The organism is Aequorivita todarodis (assembly GCF_028561335.1).
Lineage (GTDB): Bacteria > Bacteroidota > Bacteroidia > Flavobacteriales > Flavobacteriaceae > Aequorivita > Aequorivita todarodis.
Genome location: NZ_JAQQTG010000007.1, coordinates 20511 through 46731, shown reverse-complemented (window position 1 = coordinate 46731; position 26221 = coordinate 20511). Strand labels below are relative to the sequence as shown.

18 protein-coding genes are annotated in these 26221 nt (G+C 40.5%); 1 reads left to right on the top strand and 17 read right to left on the bottom strand.

All coding sequences use genetic code 11. From position 1 onward, the window contains the following. Position 1: 1 nt before the first annotated feature. The 11 genes from POV26_RS03285 to POV26_RS03235 all read right to left on the bottom strand — a co-directional run bounded on the left by POV26_RS03285 (position 2) and on the right by POV26_RS03235 (position 14236). Complete coding sequence (locus POV26_RS03285; protein WP_272855064.1) at positions 2-478, bottom strand: hypothetical protein; 477 nt, start codon at positions 476-478, stop codon at positions 2-4. A 16-nt stretch (positions 479-494) separates the two neighbouring features. Next, a complete protein-coding gene (locus tag POV26_RS03280) occupies positions 495-2633 on the bottom strand; it encodes a DUF349 domain-containing protein (protein WP_272855063.1) in 2139 nt (712 codons plus the stop codon). 102 nt (positions 2634-2735) lie between these two features. Then, complete coding sequence (locus POV26_RS03275; RefSeq protein ID WP_272855062.1) at positions 2736-3467, bottom strand: shikimate dehydrogenase family protein; 732 nt, start codon at positions 3465-3467, stop codon at positions 2736-2738. Further along, positions 3460-4482, bottom strand: coding sequence for a DUF368 domain-containing protein (locus POV26_RS03270; RefSeq protein WP_272855061.1), 1023 nt, complete (start codon positions 4480-4482; stop codon positions 3460-3462). Before POV26_RS03270 ends, POV26_RS03275 begins: the two co-directional genes overlap by 8 nt. Positions 4483-4532: 50 nt before the next feature. Continuing rightward, positions 4533-5528, bottom strand: a complete 996-nt coding sequence (locus tag POV26_RS03265; RefSeq protein WP_272855060.1) for a DUF368 domain-containing protein — start codon at positions 5526-5528, stop codon at positions 4533-4535. 35 nt (positions 5529-5563) lie between these two features. Continuing rightward, positions 5564-6964, bottom strand: coding sequence for a tetratricopeptide repeat protein (locus POV26_RS03260; protein WP_272855059.1), 1401 nt, complete (start codon positions 6962-6964; stop codon positions 5564-5566). A 141-nt stretch (positions 6965-7105) separates the two neighbouring features. Further along, the gene (locus POV26_RS03255) at positions 7106-8290 is read right to left on the bottom strand and encodes an aspartate aminotransferase family protein (RefSeq protein ID WP_272855058.1); all 1185 of its coding nucleotides are present in this window, start codon (positions 8288-8290) and stop codon (positions 7106-7108) included. Beyond that, entirely contained in the window at positions 8290-10050 is a 1761-nt protein-coding gene (locus tag POV26_RS03250) for an OstA-like protein (protein WP_272855057.1), read from the bottom strand. The genes POV26_RS03255 and POV26_RS03250 overlap by 1 nt, the downstream gene beginning before the upstream one ends. A 68-nt stretch (positions 10051-10118) precedes the next feature. Next, positions 10119-11393 (bottom strand): adenylosuccinate synthase, encoded by a 1275-nt coding sequence (locus tag POV26_RS03245; RefSeq protein WP_272855056.1) that lies wholly within the window; start codon positions 11391-11393, stop codon positions 10119-10121. Positions 11394-11398: 5 nt separating this feature from the next. Next, complete coding sequence (locus tag POV26_RS03240) at positions 11399-11872, bottom strand: Fur family transcriptional regulator (RefSeq protein WP_045080145.1); 474 nt, start codon at positions 11870-11872, stop codon at positions 11399-11401. 159 nt (positions 11873-12031) lie between these two features. Beyond that, the gene (locus POV26_RS03235; protein ID WP_272855055.1) at positions 12032-14236 is read right to left on the bottom strand and encodes a RelA/SpoT family protein; all 2205 of its coding nucleotides are present in this window, start codon (positions 14234-14236) and stop codon (positions 12032-12034) included. Between the two features lie 45 nt (positions 14237-14281). On the opposite strand from POV26_RS03235, the gene POV26_RS03230 reads away from it, so the two are divergent. Beyond that, positions 14282-14464 (top strand): hypothetical protein, encoded by a 183-nt coding sequence (locus POV26_RS03230; protein ID WP_272855054.1) that lies wholly within the window; start codon positions 14282-14284, stop codon positions 14462-14464. A gap of 162 nt (positions 14465-14626) precedes the next feature. Here the strand turns inward: POV26_RS03230 and POV26_RS03225 are convergent, their stop codons facing one another. The 6 genes from POV26_RS03225 to POV26_RS03200 all read right to left on the bottom strand — a co-directional run bounded on the left by POV26_RS03225 (position 14627) and on the right by POV26_RS03200 (position 26105). After that, positions 14627-16348, bottom strand: coding sequence for a M28 family peptidase (locus POV26_RS03225; RefSeq protein ID WP_272855053.1), 1722 nt, complete (start codon positions 16346-16348; stop codon positions 14627-14629). 303 nt (positions 16349-16651) lie between these two features. Then, on the bottom strand, positions 16652-19279 hold the full coding sequence (locus tag POV26_RS03220; protein WP_272855052.1) for a M4 family metallopeptidase: 2628 nt from the start codon (positions 19277-19279) through the stop codon (positions 16652-16654). A 519-nt stretch (positions 19280-19798) separates the two neighbouring features. Further along, on the bottom strand, positions 19799-20458 hold the full coding sequence (locus POV26_RS03215; RefSeq protein ID WP_272855051.1) for a DUF6623 family protein: 660 nt from the start codon (positions 20456-20458) through the stop codon (positions 19799-19801). A 404-nt stretch (positions 20459-20862) separates the two neighbouring features. After that, on the bottom strand, positions 20863-22377 hold the full coding sequence (locus POV26_RS03210; protein WP_272855050.1) for a putative metal-binding motif-containing protein: 1515 nt from the start codon (positions 22375-22377) through the stop codon (positions 20863-20865). Positions 22378-22555: 178 nt separating this feature from the next. Then, on the bottom strand, positions 22556-23386 hold the full coding sequence (locus POV26_RS03205) for a helix-turn-helix domain-containing protein (protein ID WP_272855049.1): 831 nt from the start codon (positions 23384-23386) through the stop codon (positions 22556-22558). Positions 23387-23546: 160 nt separating this feature from the next. Continuing rightward, positions 23547-26105 carry a DUF559 domain-containing protein gene (locus tag POV26_RS03200; RefSeq protein WP_272855048.1) on the bottom strand — a complete coding sequence of 853 codons (2559 nt, stop codon included), beginning with the start codon at positions 26103-26105 and terminating at the stop codon, positions 23547-23549. Positions 26106-26221 lie beyond the last annotated feature (116 nt).

Genomic DNA, 26221 nt, shown 5'->3' with positions numbered 1-26221 from the left:
TTCAGTTTTTTATTGAAGTAAAAAGCATGGTCCAATTTGTTTCCCACACTTGGTTTGCTTCATTATAATACGCTTGTTCCCATTGTGCTGTGTCTGCGGTTTCCTTTTTCCAAAAAAACCTTAAATTGTATTCCTTTCCTTTGTAATCTTCTTTCCCGAAAAATTTTCCAACACCATTTTCAAATTTTCCAACAACTTGTTTTTTCAAACCAATTTCTGGGTTTGCAGTATCTGCCCAAAAGATTTTCCATTCATGGGAAACTGGATTTAAAATCCGGATGCTGAGGCCAATAAAGTTATCGCCAAAATGCGCTGATTTCATTTCGTCCATAATTCCTAAACCATTCAAAATTGGATTGGTTTCCATTTCGGCAGTGAATTCAGTCCATTCATCACAATCGGCTAAACGTTCATTTAAACGTCGGTTTAACACATTCCATTTGCCAATAAGAAAATCGAAATTGTGAATATCAATCATAAAATTATGTGGAATTTTAATCCTCCCGAACTTCCTTGATTTTTGAAAGTTTCGCCTTCCAAACTTCAAGTTGTTCTTTGTGGCGGGCTATGTTTTTGTGCACTTCCTTTACCAATGGATTGTTTTCATCAACGTGGTGGAAAAAGCCAAGATTGTTCTCCAATTGACGGATTTCATCCTTGGTTTCATCAATCTTTTTCGAAATAAAGAAGTGCTCGTTCTGCAGTTTGCGATCGTCTTCACGGTTTACGAGCGTGTTCAATTTATTGTCGAACTTGATAAGCTCGGTTTCCTTTTTGCCCAAATCGAGTTTTGAAAACACGCCGTCCAGGATTTTGTTGAATTTTTGTTCAATACTGCGTTTATTGTAGGGAACACGGCCAATTTCTTTCCAGGCGGTAATTTGCTCCTTTATTGCTTTCACGTCGGCCTTATGGTCGCCACTTAATTCAAAAGAAGCTAATTTATCAAGCATTGCCTGTTTGGCTTCAAAGTGAACCATTTCTTCTTTATTGGCCTCGTTTTTCTGGGCGTGTAGCCTGTCAAAATAATGGTTGCAAGCTTTTTTGAACCGCTTCCAGATCTTGTCGCTGTCCTTTCTCGGCACATGCCCAATACTTTTCCAATCGTTTTGGATTTTTTTCATCAGCGGAGTTGTGGCTTCAAAATCGTCGCTGTCTTTGTTTTCCTCTGCAATTTTTATGAGCTCGCGTTTCTTTTCAAGATTGGTGTACTGCTCTTTTTTCTGGTTTTTATAGAAACTATTTTTTTGGTGGTTAAAGTTGGCTGTGGCATCTTTGAAAGCCTTCCAGATTTCTTTATTGTTGGTCCGAGGAACACGACCGGTGTTAAAAAAAGCATCCCGAAGTTCCTGTACTTTTTTAATGGCGTTTTGCCAGCCTTGGTGGCTCGGCTTCGCTTCTTCGGTCGCCTTTTTTATGTCTTCAACAATCTGCCTTTTCTTTTCCAGATTGTCTTCAAAATCTTTTTCCATTTCGGCCAACTGTGCTTGGCGCTTATCGTGGATTACTTTTGTGGCCTCGCTGAACTTGTTCCAAACTTCATCGCGATACTCCTTTGCTACGGGACCAATATCTTCTTTCCACATTTTGTGGAGCATCTGCAATTCCCTAAAAGCCTTATTGACATCTGCTTCCTGGCCTAACTCTTCGGCACGGGTAATGATTTTCAGCTTGCTGTCTAAATTGTGCTTGAAATCCAAATCGCGGAACTCACGGTTTAAATGAAGAAAATCATAAAAATTCTCAACATGGTGGTGGTAGGTGTTCCAAACGGTGTTGTATTTGTCCCTTGGAATTGCCCCCGCAACGTGCCATTTTTCCTGAATTTCCTTGAAATGGTTATAGGTAGTGTTGATATTTTCCTCGGCGCTCAATAGGCCCTTTAGTTCTTCAATAAGTTCCCAGCGCTTATCCAAATTGGCTTGAAGGTCTTTTTTAAGATTTTTATAGTGATTGTTTCGCTTTTCTTTATAATCAAAATAAAGCGAATTGAATTCTTTTTTCAGCGGAGTAGTGTAATGGAAGTCGATGATATTCCCGCCTTCTGCAAGAAATTCCTCCTTTTTGTGCTCCAGTTCCTCGTTGAATTTACTATTGAACTCGGAACGGATTTCCTCAACATCGTGCTTTAGCTCCTGTATTTTTTTTGTTTTCAGAAGTTTGTCAAGTTCGGCAACCAATTCTTTTTCTGAAAGGGTGCTGTAGTCTTTTTGGGCTTTTGCCTCGTGTTCCTCTTCGTCCTCTTCATCTTCCGAAGAAGCTACTTCCTCTTCCTCGTCCTCAATTTCCTCGTCTTCGGAAGCCTCAATCTTTTCAGAAGCCTCAATCTTTTCATTGGTAGATGCTTCAATAGCTTCTTTCTTTTTCACAGATTCCTTTTCGGCAACCATTGCTTCTTCCACCGCGTTTACTTCCTCAGCATTTTCTTCGGCAACAGCATCTTCTTTTGAAGTTTCTTCGGAAGCATTTTTTTCTTCCGCAACTTTTTCAGCTTCAACAGTACTTTCCTCATTTGAGGTTTCTACAGGCGCTGAGGCAGTGTTTGTTTCTTCCGAAGTTTCATTCGTTAAAATTTTTTCAGAATCATTTTCCCCTTTGGAGGTTAGAGGGCTTCCATTTTTCTCGTCAGACATTTGTTTCAATGTTTAGGTTCGTTTTTCTTGGAGGGTCAAGATACTAACAACTGCGCAATTGGCAAAGCACACAGCTTTTTTTTGGGTTTTTTTATGCGAATTTTATGAATTCCAGATTTCCCAGGCTTTTTCGGCCTGTAATTCCAACATTCTCAAACCATTGCTGGTTTTTGTGCCCTGAAGTTTTCCACGTTTTAAAAATTCGGTCTCGGCGGGATTGTAGATTAGGTCGAAAAGCAGATGGTTTTTTGTGAGAAATTGATAGGGAAGTGGCGGACAATCAGCGATATTCGGAAAGGTGCCAAGCGGGGTGCAGTTTACTATTAAAAGATGGTTTTCAACGGTTGATCGGTCCAATTCAGAATATAGCAAACCGGCAGTTGTTTTTTTCCTGCTTGCAAATTTGAATTCGAAACCCAACTTGTCCAAAGCATACGCAACAGCTTTTGAAGCGCCGCCCGTGCCCAATATAAGCGCGGTTTTCTGTTGAAGTGGTAAAAAGGCTTCCAACGATTTCTGAAAACCGAAATGGTCCGTATTATAGCCGATGCGTTTTCCTTTTTCAGAAATTTTAACAGTGTTTACGGCGCCAATTTTTTTTGCCTCTTCATCCAGTTCATCCAGAAAATTAATCACTTCTTCTTTATAGGGAATGGTAACGTTTACGCCTTTTAAAGAAGGAGTTTCGGAAATTATCCTCGGGAAAAATGCTATTGAAGGAATATCGAAATTCTCGTATGTGTGATCCAGATTTTCCTTCTCAAATTTTTCGGAAAAGAAAGTTTTTGAAAAAGAATAGCCGATGTTTTTTCCGATCAATCCAAATTTAGACACGCGGTTTCTTTTTATAATTATCATACCAGTCCAGGCTTAGCACAATAGCCGCTCCCACGATCATAAATACGATGGCCAGGGTGGTTTCAGTGCCAAAGTTTTCAGGGAAATAGCGGGTGTAGCCTGTTATTATTTCTCTTCCATTGGCGTCAAGTTTTATTTTTCCCAAGCTGTCAAAGACATATTTTTCTTCTTTCCACGGCCACACCACGCCCAGCGAACCGGCGATAAACCCGATGATAACGGCATAAGTAGCTTTTTTGAACCGTTTCAAAACATACGCCAACAAATGTGAAAGGGAAACCAAACCAACCAAGGAGCCCAAGGAAAAAACTGCCAAAACCTTTAAAAGTTCAATCCTTTCGGGATCGTAAATCCAAACGAAATCCCACTGAAAAATATCGGCGAACGTGTCAAAAAGTGCATTTACGGCATCTACCAATAGCAATACATAATTCCCCAAAAGGATCAAAATGAAAGAACCCGAAAGTCCGGGCAAGGTCATTCCCGAAACGCTGATAATTCCACAGAAAAACACAAAAAACAAATTGCTGTTCTCCTTTGCGGGTTCCAAAAAACTTATTGCCACACCCGCTATGACCCCGCACAGCAGATAAGCTACATATTTTCGGTTCCATTCGCCAAAATCCTTTGCAATAAAATAAATGGAGCCTATTATCATACCGAAAAAGGCGCTCCAAACATAAAGTTCGTAATGGTCAATTAAATAATCAAGAACCTTGGAAATACTGAAATAACTGACGACCATTCCCAAGATCAACAAACTCAGGAATTGCCCGTTCGTGTAGCGGTACAGGCTTTTATAACGGCCGCCGATAAGCAGCTTGAAGGCTTTTCTGTTAATTTTTTGAAGCGAATAAATAAATTCCTCATAAAAACCTGCCACAAAAGCCACAACGCCCCCCGACACACCGGGCACCTTATTGGCCGCGCCCATTCCCAGCCCTTTTAGGACCAGCCAAGCTTTATCGGAGAAGGAGCGATTTTCGTACACGGGTTGGTTTGAAAGTTAAGTGTTAAGGGTTAAGTGTTAAGGGTTAGGAGTTAATTGGGTTGTTTATTGGTGCTGGAAACTGCGACTTTATTTACGGCGATTCTTTCCAATAAAAAGATTGTCAGAAAGCCTATAACGGCAAAAATTATAGCGTACAAAATTTGTGGATTGCCCTCATAATTTTGCGGAAATATGCTTCTTTCAATAAAGGGAATTTGTTCTCCGGCATGGTTCAATCGGTATTGCAAAACTTCCTTCCATGGCCAAATCTTGTTCAGCGCGCCAATCATAAAACCGGTAAGTACCGCAAGTATTAAATTTTTGTGGTGCTTGAACATCCAGTTCAATACCCGCGAAAACATCTTTAACCCTAAAATAGCTCCAACTCCAAATATTAGAAGTTTTCCAAGGGCGCTCAAAAAAAGCGAGCCATTTAATGTTGTTATTCCCTCGCCCAATTGGGTCACGATCCCGATAACGGCTGTGTAAGCCCCCAAGAGCAAAAGAATAAAAGCACCCGAGATTCCGGGAAGTATCATTGCGATTATAGCAATAAAGCCGGCCAGAAACAGAAACCAAATGCTTTCCGGAGAACCGATAGGATCTGCAATAGTTATTAAATAGGACAGAAAGGAAGCTAAAATAAGAGCGCCGATTACCGCCAATCGCCAGTTGGTAATTTGTTTGCCCACGTAAACAATACTGGCAATTACCAACCCGAAAAAGAACGACCAGACCATAATTGGGTAAACCTCCAAAAGCCAAGTAATCAATTTTGCCAAGGAAATGATACTGATAAAAACTCCCGAAAACAGCGCCAAAAGAAACCCGAGGTTATAATGTTTCCACGCTTTTAAAAAACCGTCAGCTTTCCAGATTTTGAAGAACCCGAGATCCAATTTATGGATGGTTTCTATCAATTCTTCATAAATTCCGGAAATGAAGGCGATGGTACCGCCCGAAACGCCAGGGACAACATCGGCAGCGCCCATGGCGAGGCCTTTTGCGGTAATAATTAAATACTGAAAAAAATTCCTTTGAGGCATAGGTCTATTTTGCTAAAACCCCAAAAATACAGAAATTAAAGCGAAGGATTTTTGTGTTGTTTGATTATTTCCACTACCGCTGGCATTTGGTAAACCTGCGGAAAAAGTTCCTCAATAATCATCAAGAATTCGGGCTCAGATTTTAGGGCATTTTTTAAGTGGAACGCGCCTTTGTCATTTTCGTTCAATGTGAAATAAAGGCCTGAAAGACGGTATTCTATTTCGGCGTGTTCCGGATAGAATTCCAAAGATTGATTGAAATTGTTCACTGCAGCCTCAAATTCACCGAGATTGGTCAAAATATCACCGCGCGTTAACCAAGATTCCAATTCATAATTGCCCAATTCCAACGCCTTTCTGAAACCGACTTCCGCTTCCTCAAATAGGTTGAGTTTATTGTTTATTTTGGCATAACGCTTCCAATAAAGCACGTTTTCACTGTCAATATTGATGGCTTTTTCTATATAATAAAGCGCTTTTTGATATTGTTTGTTTTTTATGTAAAAATCGGTAATGGCTATCCAACCTTTGTCCAGTAGGGAATCTTCCTCCACACATTTTGTATAAAACTGGATCGCCATTTCGGCGTTGCCCAATTTTTCGTAGCATTTCCCTATTCGCAATAGTGCGTAGGAAGTTGGGTCGTCGAGTCCTAAGGTAATGGAGTAGCTTTCAATGGCTTCTTCATATCGTTTCAGTTTTTCGAGCACTCTTCCTTTTTCAAGGTAAGCGCCTATAAAACGGTCGTCGCTGATTATGGCGAAATCAAAGGCGGCAAGGGCTTTTTTATAGTCCTTCAGTTCATAATACTGTTTGCCTACTTGGTGCCACGCAACTTCGCAATACGGGTTTTTATTGAGAAAATCATTCAAATAATCGATGGCCGCTTCGTATTCATCCAAGAATTCAAAGCAGTAAATAATATTGTAGAGTGCAGAATAATCTTCCTCGTCTTCTTCCAAACATCTCATAAAATAGAGCTTGGCGTTTTCGTAATCTTCCAGAAATAAATATTCCATTCCCAGCAACGACAATACATCAGCCTCATCCATAGTAATCTCCAAGGCCTGTTCCAGCAGGGTAATGGCTTCTTTGTGCATGTCGCGGCGCGAGAAAATGTTCGCCTTTTGGATGTAGATTTCCTCGTTGCTTTGTTCCAATTGGTATAGTTCGTCCAAAAGTTCTTCGGCGACTTCCAATTGGTTTTCAAAAATGTACATTTCTATTTGGAAAAGCTTAAGGTTTGTGGAGGATGGGTGTTGTTCCAACCCTAATTTGGTCGCTTTTTTGGCAAGTGCAATTTTTCCATTTTCAAGGTAGTGATGCACTATTTCCTCAAATTCCTCTGAGTCGAAAAACAGAACGCTGTTGGTTTTCAGCATAGATTCGAATCTTTCCAGCGAGAAGTTGTTATGCTCGTTTGAACTTAATTGCATACGCACGGTTTAACGGTTTCTTCTATTTTAAAGATAATAATGTATAAATAAGTTCAATTGTTATGCCGCGTTTATTGTTAACGGACTTATCAACAGTAGGTTTGTTTGTAAACCTCTGTAAACAAAGGCTTTGCGCAACATCTATCTCTTTTGAAGGGAGTTTAGAACGTCTGTCAGTATTTTACAGCCCTCCTCAATTTCGTCATTGCTGATTGTCAGTGGCGGCGTAATACGGATGGCCCGACCTTCAAAAAGAAGCCAAAAAAGCACCAATCCGCGCTCTTTGCAAGCCAGGATTACTTCGGAAGCGATTTCGGGACTTTCAACCATTGCGGCAAGCATCAGGCCTCGACCCCGAACTTCCTTTATTAGCGAATGTTCCAGCAATTTTCTTAAAAGTTTTTCTTTTTGAAGTGTTTGCTGAACAATATCAGTTTCCGTCAATTCCTGAAGGGTTGCCAAAGCGGCAGCCGCAATCACGGGATTTCCGCCAAAAGTGGTAATATGCCCCAGCTTTGGGTTGTCCTGAAGCAGTGCCATCACTTCGTGTGAAGCCGTAAAAGCACCGATGGGCAAGCCGCCGCCCATGCCTTTTCCCATCACTAAAATATCGGGCACGATGCCGAAATGTTCAAAAGCGAAAAGTTTGCCGGTCCTTCCAAATCCGGGTTGAATTTCGTCCAAAATCAAAAGCGTCCCGGTTTCATCACAACGCTTTCGCACTTTTTTCAGATAATCATTTTCGGGCTGGATAAAGCCTGCGCCGCCTTGGATGGTTTCCAAAATAATAGCAGCCGTTTCCGTGGTTATTTTTTGAAGGTCTGCTTCACCATTGAAATTTACAGGGAAGCAATCCGGAACTAAAGGTTTGAATGCATTTTTGCGCTCTTCATAGCCCATGACGCTCATCGAGCCCATGGTGTTGCCGTGGTAGGCATTATTTGCGTAAAGAATTTGCGTTCTGCCCGTTGCGCGGCGGGCGAGTTTTAACGCGCCTTCGATAGCTTCGGTGCCGCTGTTTACCAAATAAGTTGTGTTTAGGTTTTGCGGAAGATTATTGGCCAGTAGTTTTGCAAGTTCCACGGCGGGTTCTTGAATATATTCGCCATAAACCATGACGTGCAGATATTTTTCAGCTTGCGTTTTTATTGCCGAAACAACGCGCGGATGGCAATGCCCCAGCGTGCAGGCGGAAACTCCCGCTACAAAATCCAAATGCTTTTTGCCGGAAGTATCGTAAATGTAACTTCCTTCGGCGTGCGAAATTTCCAGCGCCAGCGGATGTGGCGTGGTCTGGGCTTGGTATTTGTAGAAATCCTCAGTCATTAGTTCCCGGTTTGAATGGAATCATTAGCTTTCTGCTGAATGGAATCCCGCTTCGCCTCGCTTTCCAAAGTTTCGGGTTTGGGGTCGTCCGGTCGGTTTTGTAAATCTTTTGGGGAAAGTTTGGACTCTTCGGGAAGTTCAATTTCGTCTTCGGGAATATCCTCAAAAAATTCACCCTCGTCCTTCGGCAGTGGGATTCCCTTAATTTTTGGGAGTATGGGTGCGGGTTTTCCTTTAAATAAATCTTCCACGGAATACAATCGTTCATCGCCCCGCCATTGAAACCCGGGAAGAATTCTCGCATTCTCAGGCAGCATTGACGGCGGATACACTTTCCCATCTGCCTTTTTTATAAACCTGATTCCGGTAATTTGCTGCTCTTCCAAATACATTTGAATGGAACTGGAAACCGTATTGTTTATACCGACCAATTTCTCGTTATCATCTCGGGAATAATAGATTACTTGTGCGTTTTTGTTGATGTTTACCGTGTCCAGTTCATTATTTGTAAAAAGTCCGATAAGCCGTTCGCCCTTAACCTGATTGAAGCCCATGCTGTCTTTTTGCACCAAAAAAGCATTGTTGAAAACCTTGAGCGTATCCAGTTTATCCGTTATCGTATCTGAAAGAATGTGGATGGTATCGCCAATCATTTGGTTTTCGCCGCTCCACAAAACTGGGTTTCGCAATAGTTTTGTAATTCCCCTTTTTTCGTTGACGTAAATACTGTCACATTTTCCGCTGGTGGGGTCGTCGCCTTCTTTTCCGGGTTTGAAAAGCCGGGCGCGATAAAATCCTTTTACAATTCTATTCTCAGGTTTGCCCGTAACCCGAAGCGTATCAGCGTGCACATAAATGGAATCGCCATCGCGAACCGTGATTGCCACGGCTCTTTTCGTAATAAAAACCGAATCCTTTTCGCGGTAAACTTCGGCGTAATGGCCGCGGATTACACTTTTGTTGATGGTATCCAAAACACGAATATTATTGGTGGCAGAGGCAAAACTTTTGTTTCGGTCAAAGTAGATGCTGTCGCCGTAAAGCGTTCGGTTTTCGTAATCTACTTTTGAATTTTTTACGAAATAGCCCGTATCGCCGCGCGTATCGTAATAACCACGTTCACAATAAACGGTACTGGTTTCGCTCACAATGGTGGAAGGGCCGTAAAGATACGCATCGCCAGTTTCGGAATAAAAATCGAGTTGGTTACTGTTTACAGTATATTTCGGGTTTACGATTTTAACATTTTGAAGAAATTGGTACTTTTTACTTTCGGCAAAATACCTTCCCGAACGGCTGGTCAAAACGCTGGAAGTATCCTGCACCGTGCCACCAGTCCTGTAATAGGCCTGTTGTTTTATCCTGTCGAAATAAAGCGTATCTGTTTTAAGGGTGGTTTTCGGTTCTGTTAAAACTACATCACCGCTGGCAAAGGCAAACTGCGTGTTTCCGTTGTATTCAGCGTATTTGCTGTTCATTGAGACGGTATCGCCTTGCGTAATCCGCACATCGCCATAGGCTTTTACGAAATTATTTTTTAGGTAAACAAAAGCTTGGTCGCACCACATTTCCACACCTTCGTGTACGATATACACCTGCCCGGTTTCGTCTTTGGTGTAAATGGCGGCATCGGGAAATTCGGGCCTTATTTCAAGGTAACCGGACTGTATATCCACCTTTTGTTTTTCCTGTGCGGAACCATTTATTCCGAAGAAGAGGAAAAAAAGAAGAAAAAAACTATATATCGAATTTATTTTCAAATGATATTTTTAAAATCCCAAATCCCATCTCGATAGCTATCGGGACCCTAATCCCTAATCCCAAATCCCTAACCCCGATGAATGGTTTGCTTTCTGTCCGGCCCTACGGAAACAATTTTAATCGGCACTTTTAGCTCTTTTTCCAAGAAATCGATATAATCGTTCAAGGCCTGTGGCATTTGCGAGGCTTCTGTCATTTTGGTTAAGTCTGCTTGCCAGCCCTTCATTTCAGTATATACGGGCGTTACGTTTTCGGCCTCAATATTATACGGAAAATGATGGATTGTTTCACCTTTATAGTTATAGGCAGTACATACTTTAAGTGTGTCGAAACCACTCAACACGTCGCCTTTCATCATAATCAATTGGGTAACGCCATTTACTTGCACTGCATAGCGAAGCGCTACCAAATCCAACCAGCCACAACGGCGCGGACGGCCTGTAGTTGCGCCAAATTCATTGCCCACACGGCCCATGGTTTCGCCATCTTCGTCAAAAAGTTCGGTAGGGAAGGGGCCACTGCCCACGCGAGTGGTGTAAGCCTTAAAAATTCCGAATACTTCCTTTATTTTTCCGGGAGCTATTCCCAAACCGGTACACGCTCCTGCGGCCGTAGTGTTTGATGAGGTTACGAAGGGATAGGTGCCAAAATCTATATCGAGCAAAGACCCCTGAGCGCCTTCGGCAAGAATGGTTTTGCCATCTTTTTGGGCTTGGTGCAAATATTCCTCGCTATCAATAAATGTCAGGCTTTTTAATACTTCAACCGCTTTGAAGAATTCTGCTTCAAGGTCTGCCAAATCGTATTGTACATCCACATTGTAAAAATCAATCATCGCTTCGTGCTTATCTGCCAGAGCGCGGTACTTCTCCTGCCAGTTGTCCATTTCCAAATCGCCGACACGCATGCCGTTGCGACCGGTCTTGTCCATATAAGTTGGGCCAATGCCCTTAAGCGTTGAGCCAATCTTCGCTTTTCCTTTTGAAGCTTCGGAAGCAGCGTCCAATAAACGATGGGTTGGCAAAATAAGATGCGCCTTTCGCGAAATAAGCAGGCTCTTTTTAAGGTCTAAATTGAATTTTGCAAGATTATCGAGCTCCCTTTTGAAAATTACGGGGTCAATCACCACGCCGTTCCCCACCAAATTGATAGTTCCCTCGTGAAAAATTCCACTGGGAATGGTGTGCAAGACGTGCTTGTGGCCATCAAATTCCAAAGTGTGGCCCGCATTCGGCCCGCCCTGAAAACGCGCGATTATATCATAGTTTTTTGTTAGGACATCGACAATTTTTCCTTTGCCTTCGTCGCCCCATTGCAATCCAAGTAGTAAGTCTACTGCCATAATTTTTATTGATTGTTCCCGTCATCGGTAGTGGCGGGATTTTTTCTATTTCCGTAGAAATAAAGTGAATGGTTGGTTATTTCAATATTAAAAACCTCTTCTATGGTTTTTTTTATGTTGTGAATTCGCGGGTCGCAAAACTCAATCACTTCGCCATCGGCGAGAATAACGTGGTCGTGGTTGCGGTCAAAATACGATTTTTCGTAATGCGCCTGGTTTTGGCCAAACTGGTGTTTGCGCACCAAGCCGCATTCCAAAAGCAACTCAATAGTATTGTAAAGCGTGGCACGGCTTACGCGGTAATTTTTGTTCTTCATATTTATGTACAGCGACTCAATATCAAAATGGTCGTCGTGGTCGTAAATTTCCTGAAGAATTGCGTAGCGTTCCGGCGTTTTGCGGTGCCCCTTTTGCTCAAGAAAGCCCGTGAAAACGTTCTTTACAATTTCTTGATTATTTATGTCTGTTTTTGAACTCATAATTAAGTGTGCAAAGTTACTCAAATTTTAGATGTGGCATTGGCGAAATGGTAGAAAATGAAATCATCCGTGAAATGGACTTAAGACGGTAGGACGTAAGACGAATGACTTCTTTACGAAAATGTTAAACCGCTAACCTTTTTTTCATCATCCCTCATCCTAAACCCGGGTAACCTTATCAATTCCGTTTATTTTTTTGATGTTGTCCACAAGATTGTTCAGAATCGATTTGTTTTTTACCACCACAACTATTTTGCCTGTAAAAACCCCGTCATTACTGTCGAAGTGGACACTCTTCATGTCTATATGAAGGTTGTTTGAAATTACTTTCGTTACTTCATTTACCAAACCAATCGTGTCAATTCCCGAAATGTTAAGGACGGCTTTAAACTCGCGTTGCGTGCTGTCAATCCACTTGGCGGGCATAATGCGGTAGCTGTAATTGCTCTGAAGTTGCAACGCATTCGGGCAGTTGGTCTTATGTACTTTTATGCCTTCATTCACCGTAACGAAGCCGAAAACATCATCCCCGGGAATGGGGTTGCAGCAGTTAGCCATTTTATAATCCAACTTATCTTCGTTTTTCCCGAAAACAAGCTGATCAAACTTTTCAGTGATTTCTTCTTTGTTAACATCCTCGGGCTTGTCGGGCTTTCGGATTCTATTTTTGAAGAAACTGATAAAAGCATTGCTTCGCGAAGCGGCAAAATCCTTCAATTTTTGGTTGTCGATGATTCCCGCGCCAACGCGATAGTACAAATCCAAACTCGTTTTCACCTTAAAGAAAACCACCAATTGGTTGAGTAGGCTTTCATCGAGGTTTAGTTTCAGCGATTTTAATTTTCGGGCCAGGATTACTTTTCCTTCTTCGGCGAGCTGTTTCTTTTCGTCCTTCAGTGACGATTTAATCTTTGAACGCGCGCGGCCAGTGGTGGCGTAATTGAGCCAGTTGGCCGTAGGTTTTGCGTTATCTGACGTAATAACCTCTACTTGGTCACCACTTTTGAGCTCATGGCTCAGCGGGACGAGTTTTCCATTCACCTTTGTACCGCGGGTGTGCATCCCGATTTCGGTGTGAATGTGAAAGGCGAAATCCAGAGCCGTGGCTCCTTTCGGAAGTGAATACAGGTCTCCTTTCGGGGTAAAGACAAAAATTTCCTTGGCATAAAGATTCAGTTTGAATTCCTCTACAAAATCCACGGCACTTATTTCTGAATTCTCCAGCGTGTCTTGTAGTTTGTTCAGCCAGTTTTCGAGGCCGCCGTCGTCTTTTTCCTTGTTTTTGTATTTGTAGTGGGCAGCAAAACCTTTCTCGGCAATCTCGTTCATCCGCTCGCTGCGAATCTGCACTTCTACCCAACGGCCTTTCGGGCCCATCACGGTTATGTGCAGTGCTTCGTAACCCGTTGATTTGGGGGAAGAAATCCAGTCGCGAAGCCGTATGGGGTTGGGGCGGAAATGGTCGGTAACTATGGAATAAATCTTCCACGCGAAGAATTTTTCGTTTTCGGGCTTGCTTTTATAGATAATCCGAACGGCGAATTTGTCATACACCTCGTCAAAGGTGACGTTCTGGGCAAGCATTTTTCTTCGGATGGAAAAGATGGATTTGGGTCTTCCCTTTATTTCGTATTCTAAATTTTCGGCATCCAACGAGTCTTTAATCACTTTGTTGAAAGCCTCTATATAAGCGTCCTGTTCTTCCTTGCTTTCCTTTATGCGGCCTAAAATATCTGCATACACATCTGGCTCGGTAAACTTCAGTCCTAAGTCCTCCAATTCGGTTTTTATGTTGTAAAGCCCAATGCGGTGGGCGAGCGGGGCGTAAATGTAAAGCGTTTCCGAAGCGATTTTCCGCTGTTTGTCCGGCGGCATGCTGTCCATAGTTTGCATATTGTGCAGCCGGTCCGCAATTTTTATGATGATTACGCGAATGTCCTCATTGAGGGTAAGCAACATTTTTCTGAAATTTTCCGCCTGCATGGAAACGTCTTCAGACATATTGATATGGGCAATCTTGGTAAGCCCGTCCACAATGCGGGCCACGGGAGTGCCAAACATACGCTCGATATCCTCTAAGGAATATTCAGTATCCTCAACCACGTCGTGCAAAAGGGCGGCAGCGATGCTGGTAGCGTCCAGTCCAATCTCCGAAGCAACAATTTTTGCGACCGCTATAGGGTGAAAAATATAAGCCTCGCCACTTTTGCGGCGTTGCTCCTTGTGGGCATCAACGGCAAGGTCAAATGCGCTGCGGATCAGTTTTTTATCTGCTTTGGTAAGGGTGCGGTAACTGATCTTGAGCAGCTGTTTGTACTGCTTGGCGAGCTCCTTTTTCTCTTCTTCTAAAGCGGCTTCTGTCATAAACCTAAAAGTATTGAAAAGTAATCGAATTGGCAAGAAAATTAATTGGGGAACGGCATTGTGCTTGTGAAGGACCTTCGGAAATTGACGGTTTCAGAAAAGGGAATCAAACTACTCAGGTGTGTTTTACGAAATATAATTCCAGATATTTCGGTACTTCACAAGCTGGGCATAGGTATTTTTAATTGGAATGTTTTCTTCGGAAGTAAGGTTTGGGTCAGTTTTTAGAGTTTGGGGGCAAAGCTGCGGATGATTTTCAATAGCTCGCTATCGTTTAAAATAGAGACATTGCGAAAGGTTTAACATTTCGTTTTATTTATTAATTAAAATAGTCTTCTGCTACATATAATGGTGGCAGAAGACTATAAGGCTTTATTTTGGACTTGCAAATTAATATGCGATAATAAATGCAAGAGACGTTGTAATGTTTTTAGATTTCAGCTTAAGTATATAAGAGCCGTTAGTTAAATGCTGTAGATTGATTTCAGAATTGCTGGTACCTGTAGAAAATTCTCGAAGATCTTGATAAACCTTTTTTCCTGCTAAATCATAAACTTCAACAAGCGATGTAAATCCAGACTTAGCATTCTCAACCCGTAAAGTCAAGAGGCCAGTGGAAGGATTGGGGAAAATAAATATTTCTGCAGCAAACTGATCGTGTTCACCAATGCTCAGCCAAGTAGATAAATCAGTTTCATCAGAACCTACACTAATGGGTATGGCAAGTTCTGCGACAGTTGCCAAAACTGCTTTCACTACATTTTTCATAAAACCAAAATCTAAGGTGCCAATGCTATCACCGGGGGTATGATAGTTTGGGTTTCTAAAATCGGCAGTATCTGTTAGCATCAGTGCCTGTAAACCGGCATCCCAAAACATGGCGTGATCACTTCTGCGCAGGTCCGGAACGCTCTGACCGGTACCAGCAACAGTAACCGTAATTAGCCTTAAATCAGGAACATAATCTTCAGAAGCAGCAATAAAAGCTGATAATAGCGGATCTGAAATCGTGTTACCAACTCCAAATAGAAAATTGCCTCTAAATTCATCGTCCTCAATTTGCTGTGCCGCTTCTGGAAAGAGTGTCGCGAAGCCTGCCGGCAATGTTTGCGAATTAATTGCATCAGAATAAAAACCGATCATCTCCATATTTAGAGTTCCTTGTAAGTCTTCAAATGGTTTTATACCATTCAGAACGTAATTGTAACTTCCAGGATAACCGATTGGAGAATATACTTCCTCAGCATCAAAACCAATAAATCGAATGGAATGCTCAAAAGAATATTGCGAGAGTATGCGAAGCGCTTCAAGCGTTCCTGCTACTGCCGAGCCATTGTCATCTGCAGAGGGACTGTTAGATCTACCATCGAAATGGCCATCAATAATATAAGTAATGGCTTCATCTTTAGCACCGGGCTTGCGACCGAGAATATTCTGCATCATCAAATGGGAATGAACGAAAAAATGGCGCTCGGTCTGAAGATTTACTTCCATAAACGCATTTTCAATAAATGTCCGTACTTCTTCCAGATGTACAGGGGCCGTTAAGTAATGGCGCTCCCCCTCAATAAATTGTAAGTTGCTCAACAAGTTTGCCTCATCTACTTGGCTGACCATTTCTGCAATATCAACCGCTTGGTTATCGGAAGCGAATAGTTTTATATCTACACTTCTAATTTCCACGGTTAAGTCTGAATAATCCCAAGTTAAAGAGAGTGTTGGATCAGGGTTTATACCTGTACCGATATCGCCGGTAATTTTGGCGATTGGAACAGTTTCATAATAAATTCCGTCGTCCAACGACATTTTGAGCCATACCTCACAAGTATTACTTTCGGCATCGCTTAAGGAGTAATTAACGGTTAGGGTTTTTGCGGTTTCATCTGCCGCAATATCTGTAATTTCAATTTGTGGTGCAGTATTTTGTGCAAAACTGAATAAAGTGAAAAGACCTACAATTAATGTTAGAAAATAAGTCATTCTATTGCGCCGATACCCATTTTTGTGTGTACCAGATGTATTATTGTCTTTTAATTGGAGTGGTTCGGCAGAATCGCCAAAATAGTTCACTGTTGTTTTTGTTCCGGAATGGATAATGTTTAAATGTCCCATAATGATATATTTAAAAAGGTTAATATTCGTTTTTGAATCAATTGTGGGAGTTGATATGTAGAATCAAGATTAAAAGTAGTTAGAAAACTTAATAGCGAGTTGTATAAAACCGCCCTTTATGTTTTGGAAATCAATTGTATAAAGTTTTAAAGGTATTTTATGGAGACTAGTCCATTAACGCTTTTGAAGCCACAACTTCTTGACAATCACAGACTTTTAGCTATAGTCTTCTATGCCTTGATTTATTAAGTTCATTTTAATATCTATTAAACTAATTGGCTACCCATACAATGCAAATGATCATTATTCTTTTAATACTTTAATCATACTGAATCTGCCATCAATAGCAGTAACTTTTAAAATATATATTCCTTGGCTAAACCCAGTTAAATCAATTTGGTCCCTATTATTGTTAGATGCTACCAATTGTCCATATATATTATAGACTTCAATAGCACTTATTTGGGTAGTGGTTTTTATGTTTACAATTCCACCTGTTGGATTTGGGTATGCCTTAATGATGTTTTCAAAATCTGTATCGGCAATAGAAAGCGATTCACAATTATAGATCATAATTTCATCCAAGGCCCAACCCAATACACCACCACATTTATCTGTACCTACTTCAAATCTGAATTGAACGGTTGAATTTGCTGTTACTCCAAGAGTGGATAAATTTATAACACTGGTTCCCCAGGTTAGATAAGCACCTGCACCATCTAAACCAGTAAAAGCTGGCTCGCCAGATAACGGGTTATCACTGTTAGGTAAAACACTATAGTTATAGGTGTTCTCAGTAAATGAAGATGCCTCAACTAAGTTCCAATTGCCTCCATCTAAACTGTACTTAATGTTTGCGCCGTCATATCCAGTTTCTAAAGAAATCGTGTGATTAAATGCCATTTCAAATGTAGGATTAGGATCATTTGGCATGGTAATAATGGGGCTTGTTAACCGAATAATACCTTCTTGGCCGTTCGTGGTGCAATTGGCATAATAATCTGCGGGGCCGTAAGCAATGAGTCCATCTCTATTATCTAAAGGACCCGTATAAATCATCCAATCTCTGGGCACCCATAAAGCTGGATGTACAGGTAGTTCTTCATGGGTCCAATCGCCAAATCCACCTTCCCAATCTTCGAAAAATATTGGGTTAGAAATTGCGGCTTCGCACAATTCATCAGTTAAAGGTTGCAAAATGGTTACAAAACACGCAGCGGGTGGATCGTTTCTTAATTCTACGGCAAGAATGGTATTGGTAACTTGCGTAAGGTCATTTGCCGTAATTATTTCGCCAGAAGGTCCTGCTGGAGAAGCCGTGGACAAGCCTTCCAGGTTGATACCCATTAAATCTGAAGTGGCTGCTTCTAAAGCATCTGCAAAAGTTATAAAGCCACTTGTTTGTGTTAAATACTGGCTCTGTGCTCTCCAAAAAATATGGGCAGCTTTTGTAAAACCAATACCAGTGATGGTCTGTCCATTATAAGTGCCGCCATCTACCAATAATGCGTAAAGATGGTTGGATATACCAGAATTTGTATGCACTCCACCCCAATCGGCTCCTGAACACCAAAATTGGGGATCACTTACTTTTCCTGGGTCTCCTTTGCAATTAGGGTTCCACATATCTCTTATCGCGCCTCCAAAACCGCTTGCATCTTCACCTTGCATCCAACGATCAGAGCTACCGCAACCGGTTCTTAGCGAAAGATCTTCTCCGTCATCTTCATAACCATTCAATAAATCGATTGTTTCTCCCCAAATATCTGCATAAGATTCATCAAGTGCACCCGATTGCCAGCTATAAATTAGTCCACCGGTATATTCCATGTATGCGTGTCCCCATTCGTGCCCTATAACATCATCTGATGCTACGTTATCACAAAAACTTGCAGTGATGCCATTCCAGGTGGCATTTGGACAAACGATATTTGGGTCATTATTGATTACTTTCATTTGTATGTCTGCACCGTTATAAGACACATGCCCAAAAGCATTTTTAAAAAAATTATAGGTATGCTCAGACACTACTACCTCATTTTGTTGCCATTGGTCAAGTGTTCCTGGAAATGGATCGCCTTCTTCCCAAACAATATTTGAAGTATTCACCTCATAAATGGTGCGGTGTATGGCATGGGCTATTCCAGTATATTGTTCTATTACGATGCCGGTATGTGCGTCTATAAAAAGAAACTCCCTAACATCTACTTGGTTGCTCACTTCAATTTTATAAACCAAATGTTGCGCCCCGCGATAGCCTTGTGTCATTCCTTTTTGGAATATATAGAGGGTCTTTTCCAGTACCTGCATTGGAGCTCCTGAAAAATTAATGTTTTGATTATGTATTGTTTCCAGAGCAATTGATGAAGCCCGTGATTGGGGTATACTTGGAACAGGATTTACTTTAATGTTAGCCATATAGTTTCCGTTGATGGCAGTCAGCTTTTCCTCCGTATTAAAATGGAAATATAATTTGCCGTCAAATATGGGAACTCCGTGATATACTTGGGTCAACACAACTCGTTTCAACCCATATTGATCAGTTTCGGTTGTTTTGTGAATAAAGGCTTCATCTATGTTTTCCACAGTGTAAATGCCTTTGTTGTCTTTTAAAAATGAAATCGCTTTTTCATATGCAGTATTGCCTTGTAAGTTTAAAGGTTCCGTAGCTGGAAATTTGATAAATTGGACAATGCCACAATTTTTGTTTACGGTGATTACCGCATCTGTCTGTTGGGTTAAAGCATCAATAGATGTTTGAACGTTTTGAGCTAAGGCCAATGTGCCCATTAGAAGTAAACATACGAACATTGAAATTACTTTTTTTAATATTCTTGATGTTGCCTTCGAATAATGTGTTTTAATGGCGTGAATTGCAAAGTAGCTCTCTGCTGATCGTGCTCTTGAATTAAGAAAGTTTAAATGTCCCATAATGTTAAATTTAAAGTGGTTAATATTCTTTTAATAATAAATAATGGGGGAGTTGAGATGTCTAAATGTAAGATGGAAATTTTATAGCGAGTTGTATAAAACCGCCCTTTATGCTTTGGAAATCAATTGCATAAAGATTTAAAGGTATTTTATGGAGACTAGTCCATTAACGCTTTTGAAGCCACAACTTCTCGAAGAAAATGGAACTTTTCAATGTGAAATGCTGATGGGCAGCTGCCACAATACCTTTTAAAATCCTTGGTAAAATGGGGAAGGTCATAATAATTGCAGAGCGCACTTAAGGATTGATAATCTATAGGGGAATTTGGTTGAATTTGATCAATAATAATATTAAAACCTCGAAAGACACTGATGAAGCGCCCATGACTGCGATGGACAATTAAGTTCTCCACGAAACTTTTCAAATATTAATATTGTTAACATTAGTTTACAAGCAAAAATGTTGTGTTAAGTGAAGTGCGATTCTTCTTATCATCATATTGGAATCTAATATTTCCATTAAACATAAAAATCGATGCCTACACCGCTAATTTCTAGAATTTTAGTTGCATTTACACGTTCTCCTTTTATTTTAAGGGAGATGCAAAGCGCCCCCATAACGGAAGGTGTGGTAGGTATATTGAATCGGTGCATTTTTTCTGGCCCCCACAATTGTGTATTTGCTTGGCTAAAGATACTCTTATTTCCATGCCATACCTCTACTTGACCAATATGCATTTTTATATCTGTGCTCATACAACTAACTAAGCACAGTCCTGCTTTCGCCCTTGTTCCTGCTGCAATTAAAGGAGTAGGAATAGCATAATGCACCCAGAACTCGCCGTTTTTATCATTATTTTTAGTGCCACGATCCCATATAATAAATTGACCACCACCAGAAGTTGGGATCATAGTGCCTGCAGCTTCACCTTCCAATGCTACAGTAGTCCCAGGCATGCCACCATTATTTCCAGATCTAAAATAGTTCATTGAGCTGATGGTCATCATTTTCTTTTTTAGTTTGGCCATTGTTATAGGGCTTTTCTGCCCATCGTGTGCACATCCCTCTATTCTTCCTGCGCTTCCATGTATCCACATAGCCCAGGTTTGTACGGTTGGTAATGCCGTACTTGCCAGTGCAGTATTGGGCATCAATCCCAATCCTACTCCTGTACTCACAGCGACGCCAAGTTTGGTCAAAAATTTTCTTCAGTTTTGATTTTTATTTTCCATGATTTCTATACGTTAATGAGTGTTTTTTTTAAATCAATAGATTATTAATAGATTCTAACATTTGTTAAATATGTCAAGAAATTTATATTTGGCAGACCAATAAATAATATCAAAAAACAAATGATTTAATTACATCCAACGATTTGGTATTTAATAAATTTAAAGCCACTCTCAATCTTTGCGTGCGCAAGAGTTTAGAAATTGATTGGGGTGAACATTAAAAATAATATCGGCCTTTTCACTTTTTTGATAAAAGATAGCTGCCTCTACAAGTTGTTAATTATAAAGCGAATAAAACAATTAATTGCATGGGTGTTATTTTAAAACAATTTGTTTTTGTATTTCCTTAATTAGTTACAATTTGTTTTTTTTGACTTGTCGCTATCGTCGCAATCTATTGAGTTGCTTACATAACCGTCAGGCTGGTAGCAATTCTTAACACCTCGGGAAACATCAGGGTTGCCCAAACCATCACCATCTTCATCTCTGTAATATTGTGTTTTTAATAAGCCTTCATCTATATTGCCGTCACAGTTATTGTCTTTACCGTCGCATGTTTCGATTCTACCTTCATATATGTCTGGGTCATTATCATTACAGTCGTCTCCGCTTTTTCTAATATTTCCTTTTTCATCTATGTTAGTTACCCGATAATCGGTGTGCCCATCCCCATCACGATCCAATTTACCTATGGTCTCATAATTACAGTCTTCGTCATAGCCATTCATATCGGCAACTTCCGAATTTCCTGGAAATCTATTGGGGTCGTTGTCATCACAATCATCACAGAAAGTGCAATTGTAAGCCCCAATATATCCATGGCCATCATTGTCCTTGTCATTATTTTCGGAGAGTCTGGGGTCCTTGTAGGGAGAGCTGGGTGGGGTATATTTAAAATATGCTTGGTTTTTCTGTATGTTTGATGCCACATTAGCTGTACGGTTAAGATCATATTTATGAAGGGGTATCATTCTATATTGCATTCCCGAAACCATTCCATCTGGACAAACAAATGTAATCCCGTCTGGTCTAGGATATGATCCAGCTTCCAAATTATAGCAATCCGAACTGTTTAAATAAGATATTCCACGGCTATCCCACATAAATTTATAATTAACTGTTTTGTCATTTGGTCCTATAGTATTTACTAAATTCATATCCAGTTGATAAGTATTACCATATTTTGTGTTTAATTGTTTTGTTCGAGTACCAATGCCAATAAATTGTATTACCCCATCTACTGTTTCACCCAACATAAATATTTTATCTCCAGCATTGTTAACATGCCACATAATCTGTCTTTTTGAATCTGTGTAAGTGTTCGAAAAGGAAAGGGGGCCAACTAGGACTGAGGTTCCTGCTTTAGGTGTGGGGGGGGAAAATACCTTTTTACTTCGCACCAATGGTCCAGAATATTTTTTCCAAACATTCGTACCACGTGTATCCATAAAACTTCCTTTTAAATCCTTCTCGAAAATCCAATTGTCAAAACCGGTGTTGTTTTTATTGAAGGCATAACCGTATTCAAATTTAAAAGTACCGTCGGGATTTTTTTTAGCTGTTCCGATAATAGTCCATAATGGATTAATGACTTTTTCCTCGGAAACGAAAAAGAATTTCACATCATTTTCTTTATAAATATATAGCATATTCTTATTCGCATTTGTCCATTTTCCATAAAGTGTTGGAACAATGTTTATTCTTTTTGGGGTGGTATTTTTTGGAATCTCAACCTGATTGTTTTTGGTTGGAATTTCTATCACATTTTCAGGAATGAATCTATCGGGTGAATTTGTTTTAGGTTTGATTTGCCCAAAACTTATGCAACCATAAATGAAAAATGTAGTAAGGATCAAATATTTCATGATATTTGTTTTTAAATTTGTTTAAATTTTCTTTTTCCCATTTGTAATTGACCTAATTTTCTTTTTCGTCCACTTACAACTCTAAAAGTAATAGGAACACTTAATAACGAGTTGTATAAAACCGCCCTTTATGCTTTGGAAATCAATTGCATAAAGTTTTAAAGGTATTTTATGGAGACTAGTCCATTAACGCTTTTGAAGCCACAACTTCTCGAAGAAAATGGAACTTTTCAATATGAAATGCTGATGGGCAGCTGCCACAATACCTTTTAAAATCCTTGGTAAAATGGGGAAAGTCGTAATAATTATAAAAGGCACTTAAGCCTTTGCAATCAATGGGGGCATCAATTTTTAATTGGGAAAACATACAATTAAAACGCACTATCCGTTTATAGGTGGTAGGGGTAATACCAACCATTTTTTTAAAGTTTTTTTGAAAGTACCGAGCACTAATTCCCAATTCATCAATAAGCGCTGCAATAGAACCGCAGCCATAGGTTTCATTTATCTTTTGGATAGCGGTATCAATAACATTCAACTGCGGTTGTACAGATAATATTTCATCGAGCAAGAGATTCTCAATAAGTTTTATTTTTAAAGCAGGCTCTTGATCTTCATTAAATTGTTTTGTAAATTTTTCGATATTAGTGCTAAAGAGCGCGGTGCTTGCAAAAGCTTTATCGGTAATGGATGGCATATCCAACCCAAATAGATGCCACATTGCAGTTGGGTGAAATGTTACTCCATAAAAATCTACCAGTTCTGAATCTGAGTTAATATAGTATTGGTGCGTTTGTTGCCCGACCCCATAAAACCTGGCAAGGTCTTGCTTCTTGTTTTTTTGAAGGACGTAAAAGGAACCCCTATAGTGAAACCCCATATGTCCAAATCCACTTGGTAGCGCGTATTCACTAATTATTTGGTCGTAATTTATTTTCTCACATTTTATGGTATAAAAAAATGCAACGTAGGGTTGAAGAATTTTGGATGGAATAAATGTTTTAAACATTTCATTTACTTTAAGACTGGGTGTTTTGGCCCATATCTTTCTAATATCTAACAAAATACGAAAAATTGATTTAATTATTTAGGGGGAAATCCCCCTAAATTGATGGGGGTTTTCCCCCCTATATGGAAGTGTTGTGATTATATAAAATTTTATAGTAGAACTAAGAAATGTAATTCCAGATATTTCGGTACTTTACAAGCTGCTCGAATGTGTTTTTTATAGGAATATTTTCTTCGGAAGAAAGGTTGGGGTCTGCTTTTAGGGTCTGTGAGGCATAGCTCCGGGCAATCTTCAATATTTCCGAATCTTTTACGAGGTCTGCAATGCGAAGGTTCAGCACGCCGCTTTGCTGGGTGCCCATCAAATCGCCGGGGCCGCGAAGTTTTAAATCCACTTCGGCAATTTCAAAACCGTCGCTAGTGCGTACCATAGTTTCCAAGCGGGTTTTGGCATCTGCCGAAAGGTTGTGGCCGGTCATTAAAATGCAGTAACTCTGTTCGGCACCGCGACCAACTCTGCCGCGCAATTGATGTAATTGTGATAGTCCAAAACGTTCCGCACTTTCAATAATCATCACACTGGCATTTGGCACATTTACGCCAACTTCTATAACCGTTGTGGCGACCATAATTTGGGTTTCGCCTTTTATAAAACGGTTCATTTCATAATCCTTATCGGCTGGTTTCATCTGTCCGTGAACGATGGAAACTTGATATTTCGGTCCCGAACCGTCGGGAGGAAATTCGCGCACGATGCTTTCGTATCCATCCATCAAATCCTTGTAATCCATCGCCTCACTTTCCTGTATCAATGGATAGACAAAATACACCTGCCGTCCCTTCGAAATTTCGTCCTTTATAAAGCGAAAAACCTTTAGTCTATTGGCGTCAAAACGGTGGACAGTTTTGATGTTTTTTCGGCCTGGCGGCAACTCGTCAATCACACTGATATCCAGGTCGCCATACACACTCATGGCGAGGGTGCGGGGGATGGGGGTGGCGGTCATAACGAGGATGTGGGGGGGAATGGCCCCGGCCCCTCCAACCTCCCCGGAGGGGAGGCTTTTTAAAGCTGTTTCAATTGTTTTTAGCGAGGCATCGATATTGCCTATTATTTCTTCATTTGGGAACCGTAGTACTTTAAACTTCAGTTCTTTTAAAATCTGCGTTCTCAGCTCATCAGCTTCTTTTTGCTGTGGATGGTTGTGATATCCCCCATCTACTTCAATTATCAGCTTTTTTTCGAGACAGACAAAATCGACAATAAACTCATCAATAATATGTTGTCGTCTAAATTTATAATCAAGTTTTTTGGTTCGTAAACATTCCCATAAAATTGCTTCGGCTTGGGTGGGTTGTTTTTTGTTTTTTTGCTGGAGCTCTTTTAGTAATTTATAAGCAGATGGCCTAGCCGTCATATATTTTTTACGCACTCTTGCTGCTTCCTCCCTCAGGGAGGATTGAGGTGGGCCTCCCTTATGCCATAATTTGCTCCGTTGTTCCACTCCAAAACGGTGTTGCTCATCCACAATTGCAAGCCCTAAATTTTTAAATTTTACCTTATCTTCGAGCAAGGCGTGGGTGCCAATTAAGATGTCTAACTCGCCATTTTCAAGTTTTTCGTGAATTTCTTTTCTTTTTGAAGTTTTGGTTGAGCCGGTCAATAATTCAATACTGGTGTTCAGGCTTTTACACATTTCAGCTAAACCATTGTAATGTTGAACTGACAAAATTTCAGTCGGCGCCATTAAACAGGCCTGAAAACCGTTGTCAAGTGCTATTAACATTGACATGAACGCTACTATGGTTTTCCCCGAACCCACATCGCCCTGCAAAAGTCGGTTCATCTGCGCATTGCTTCCCAAATCGTTGCGGATTTCCTTGATGACGCGCTTCTGTGCCTCGGTCAATTCAAAGGGCAAATGTTGCGAATAAAAGGTGTTGAAGTTATGGCCTATTTTATCAAACATATGGCCCTTGATTTTCGATTTATGGATGAGGTTTTTTCGGATTAATTGCAACTGAATATAAAACAATTCCTCAAACTTTAATCGGTATTGTGCCCGTGCCAAATGCCCCTGACTTTTCGGAAAATGTATGTTGAAAAGTGCCTCCTTTTTCGAGACCAATTTCAGCTGTTCCAAAAGTGGTTTTGAGAGGGTCTCGGCGAAGTTATTTTTGCTCTCTAAAAACAGCTGCTGCATCAGTCCATTTATCACCCTATTTGTGATGCCACTGTTGCTTAATTTTTCAGAGGAAGGATACACGGGTTGCATTGCGGAACGAATACTTTTTTCGTGCGCATCGAGCAATTCCATTTCAGGGTGCGGCATGGAAAAACTACCGTTGAAATAATTCGTCTTTCCGAAAATTACGTACGGAACATTCAGCTTTAAATTTTCACGAATCCATTTTTGGCCACGGAACCAAACCAATTCCATCGTTCCCGTTTCGTCAATAAAAGTTGCAACTAATCGCTTCCCTCGTTTTTGTTCTACGGTTTTAATGTGGGTGATTTTTCCGATAATCTGTACCTCGGCATTGGTCTGTTGCAACTGCGCGATTTTGTAATACTGGGTACGGTCCAAATATCTATTCGGAAAAAGATTCAGCAAATCCTGAAAGGTATGGATGCCGAGTTCCTTTTTCAGCAAATCGGCCCGGTTGGGCCCAACGCCTTTTAGGTAATCTATCGGGGTTTGCAGAAAATTGGCATTCATATAATTAGGCTTCCATTTTAAGAAAAAAAAATCCCTGGCTTACTTCCTCTGAAGTTTTAAATGATATATTTGTTGGTATATCTTGGCTAATTTAATCATTCAAATAGTATTTACAG

Excerpts from the sequence above, each read along its gene's own strand:
- POV26_RS03240 (WP_045080145.1), bottom strand. The coding sequence starts at position 11,872 with ATGAGTTCAAAAACAGACATAAATAATCAAGAAATTGTAAAGAACGTT.
- POV26_RS03200 (WP_272855048.1), bottom strand. The coding sequence starts at position 26,105 with ATGAATGCCAATTTTCTGCAAACCCCGATAGATTACCTAAAAGGCGTT.
- POV26_RS03210 (WP_272855050.1), bottom strand. The coding sequence starts at position 22,377 with ATGAAATATTTGATCCTTACTACATTTTTCATTTATGGTTGCATAAGT.
- POV26_RS03285 (WP_272855064.1), bottom strand. The coding sequence starts at position 478 with ATGATTGATATTCACAATTTCGATTTTCTTATTGGCAAATGGAATGTG.
- POV26_RS03260 (WP_272855059.1), bottom strand. The coding sequence starts at position 6,964 with ATGCAATTAAGTTCAAACGAGCATAACAACTTCTCGCTGGAAAGATTC.
- POV26_RS03235 (WP_272855055.1), bottom strand. The coding sequence starts at position 14,236 with ATGACAGAAGCCGCTTTAGAAGAAGAGAAAAAGGAGCTCGCCAAGCAG.
- POV26_RS03280 (WP_272855063.1), bottom strand. The coding sequence starts at position 2,633 with ATGTCTGACGAGAAAAATGGAAGCCCTCTAACCTCCAAAGGGGAAAAT.
- POV26_RS03220 (WP_272855052.1), bottom strand. The coding sequence starts at position 19,279 with ATGGGACATTTAAACTTTCTTAATTCAAGAGCACGATCAGCAGAGAGC.
- POV26_RS03255 (WP_272855058.1), bottom strand. The coding sequence starts at position 8,290 with ATGACTGAGGATTTCTACAAATACCAAGCCCAGACCACGCCACATCCG.
- POV26_RS03245 (WP_272855056.1), bottom strand. The coding sequence starts at position 11,393 with ATGGCAGTAGACTTACTACTTGGATTGCAATGGGGCGACGAAGGCAAA.
- POV26_RS03225 (WP_272855053.1), bottom strand. The coding sequence starts at position 16,348 with ATGGGACATTTAAACATTATCCATTCCGGAACAAAAACAACAGTGAAC.
- POV26_RS03265 (WP_272855060.1), bottom strand. The coding sequence starts at position 5,528 with ATGCCTCAAAGGAATTTTTTTCAGTATTTAATTATTACCGCAAAAGGC.
- POV26_RS03205 (WP_272855049.1), bottom strand. The coding sequence starts at position 23,386 with ATGTTTAAAACATTTATTCCATCCAAAATTCTTCAACCCTACGTTGCA.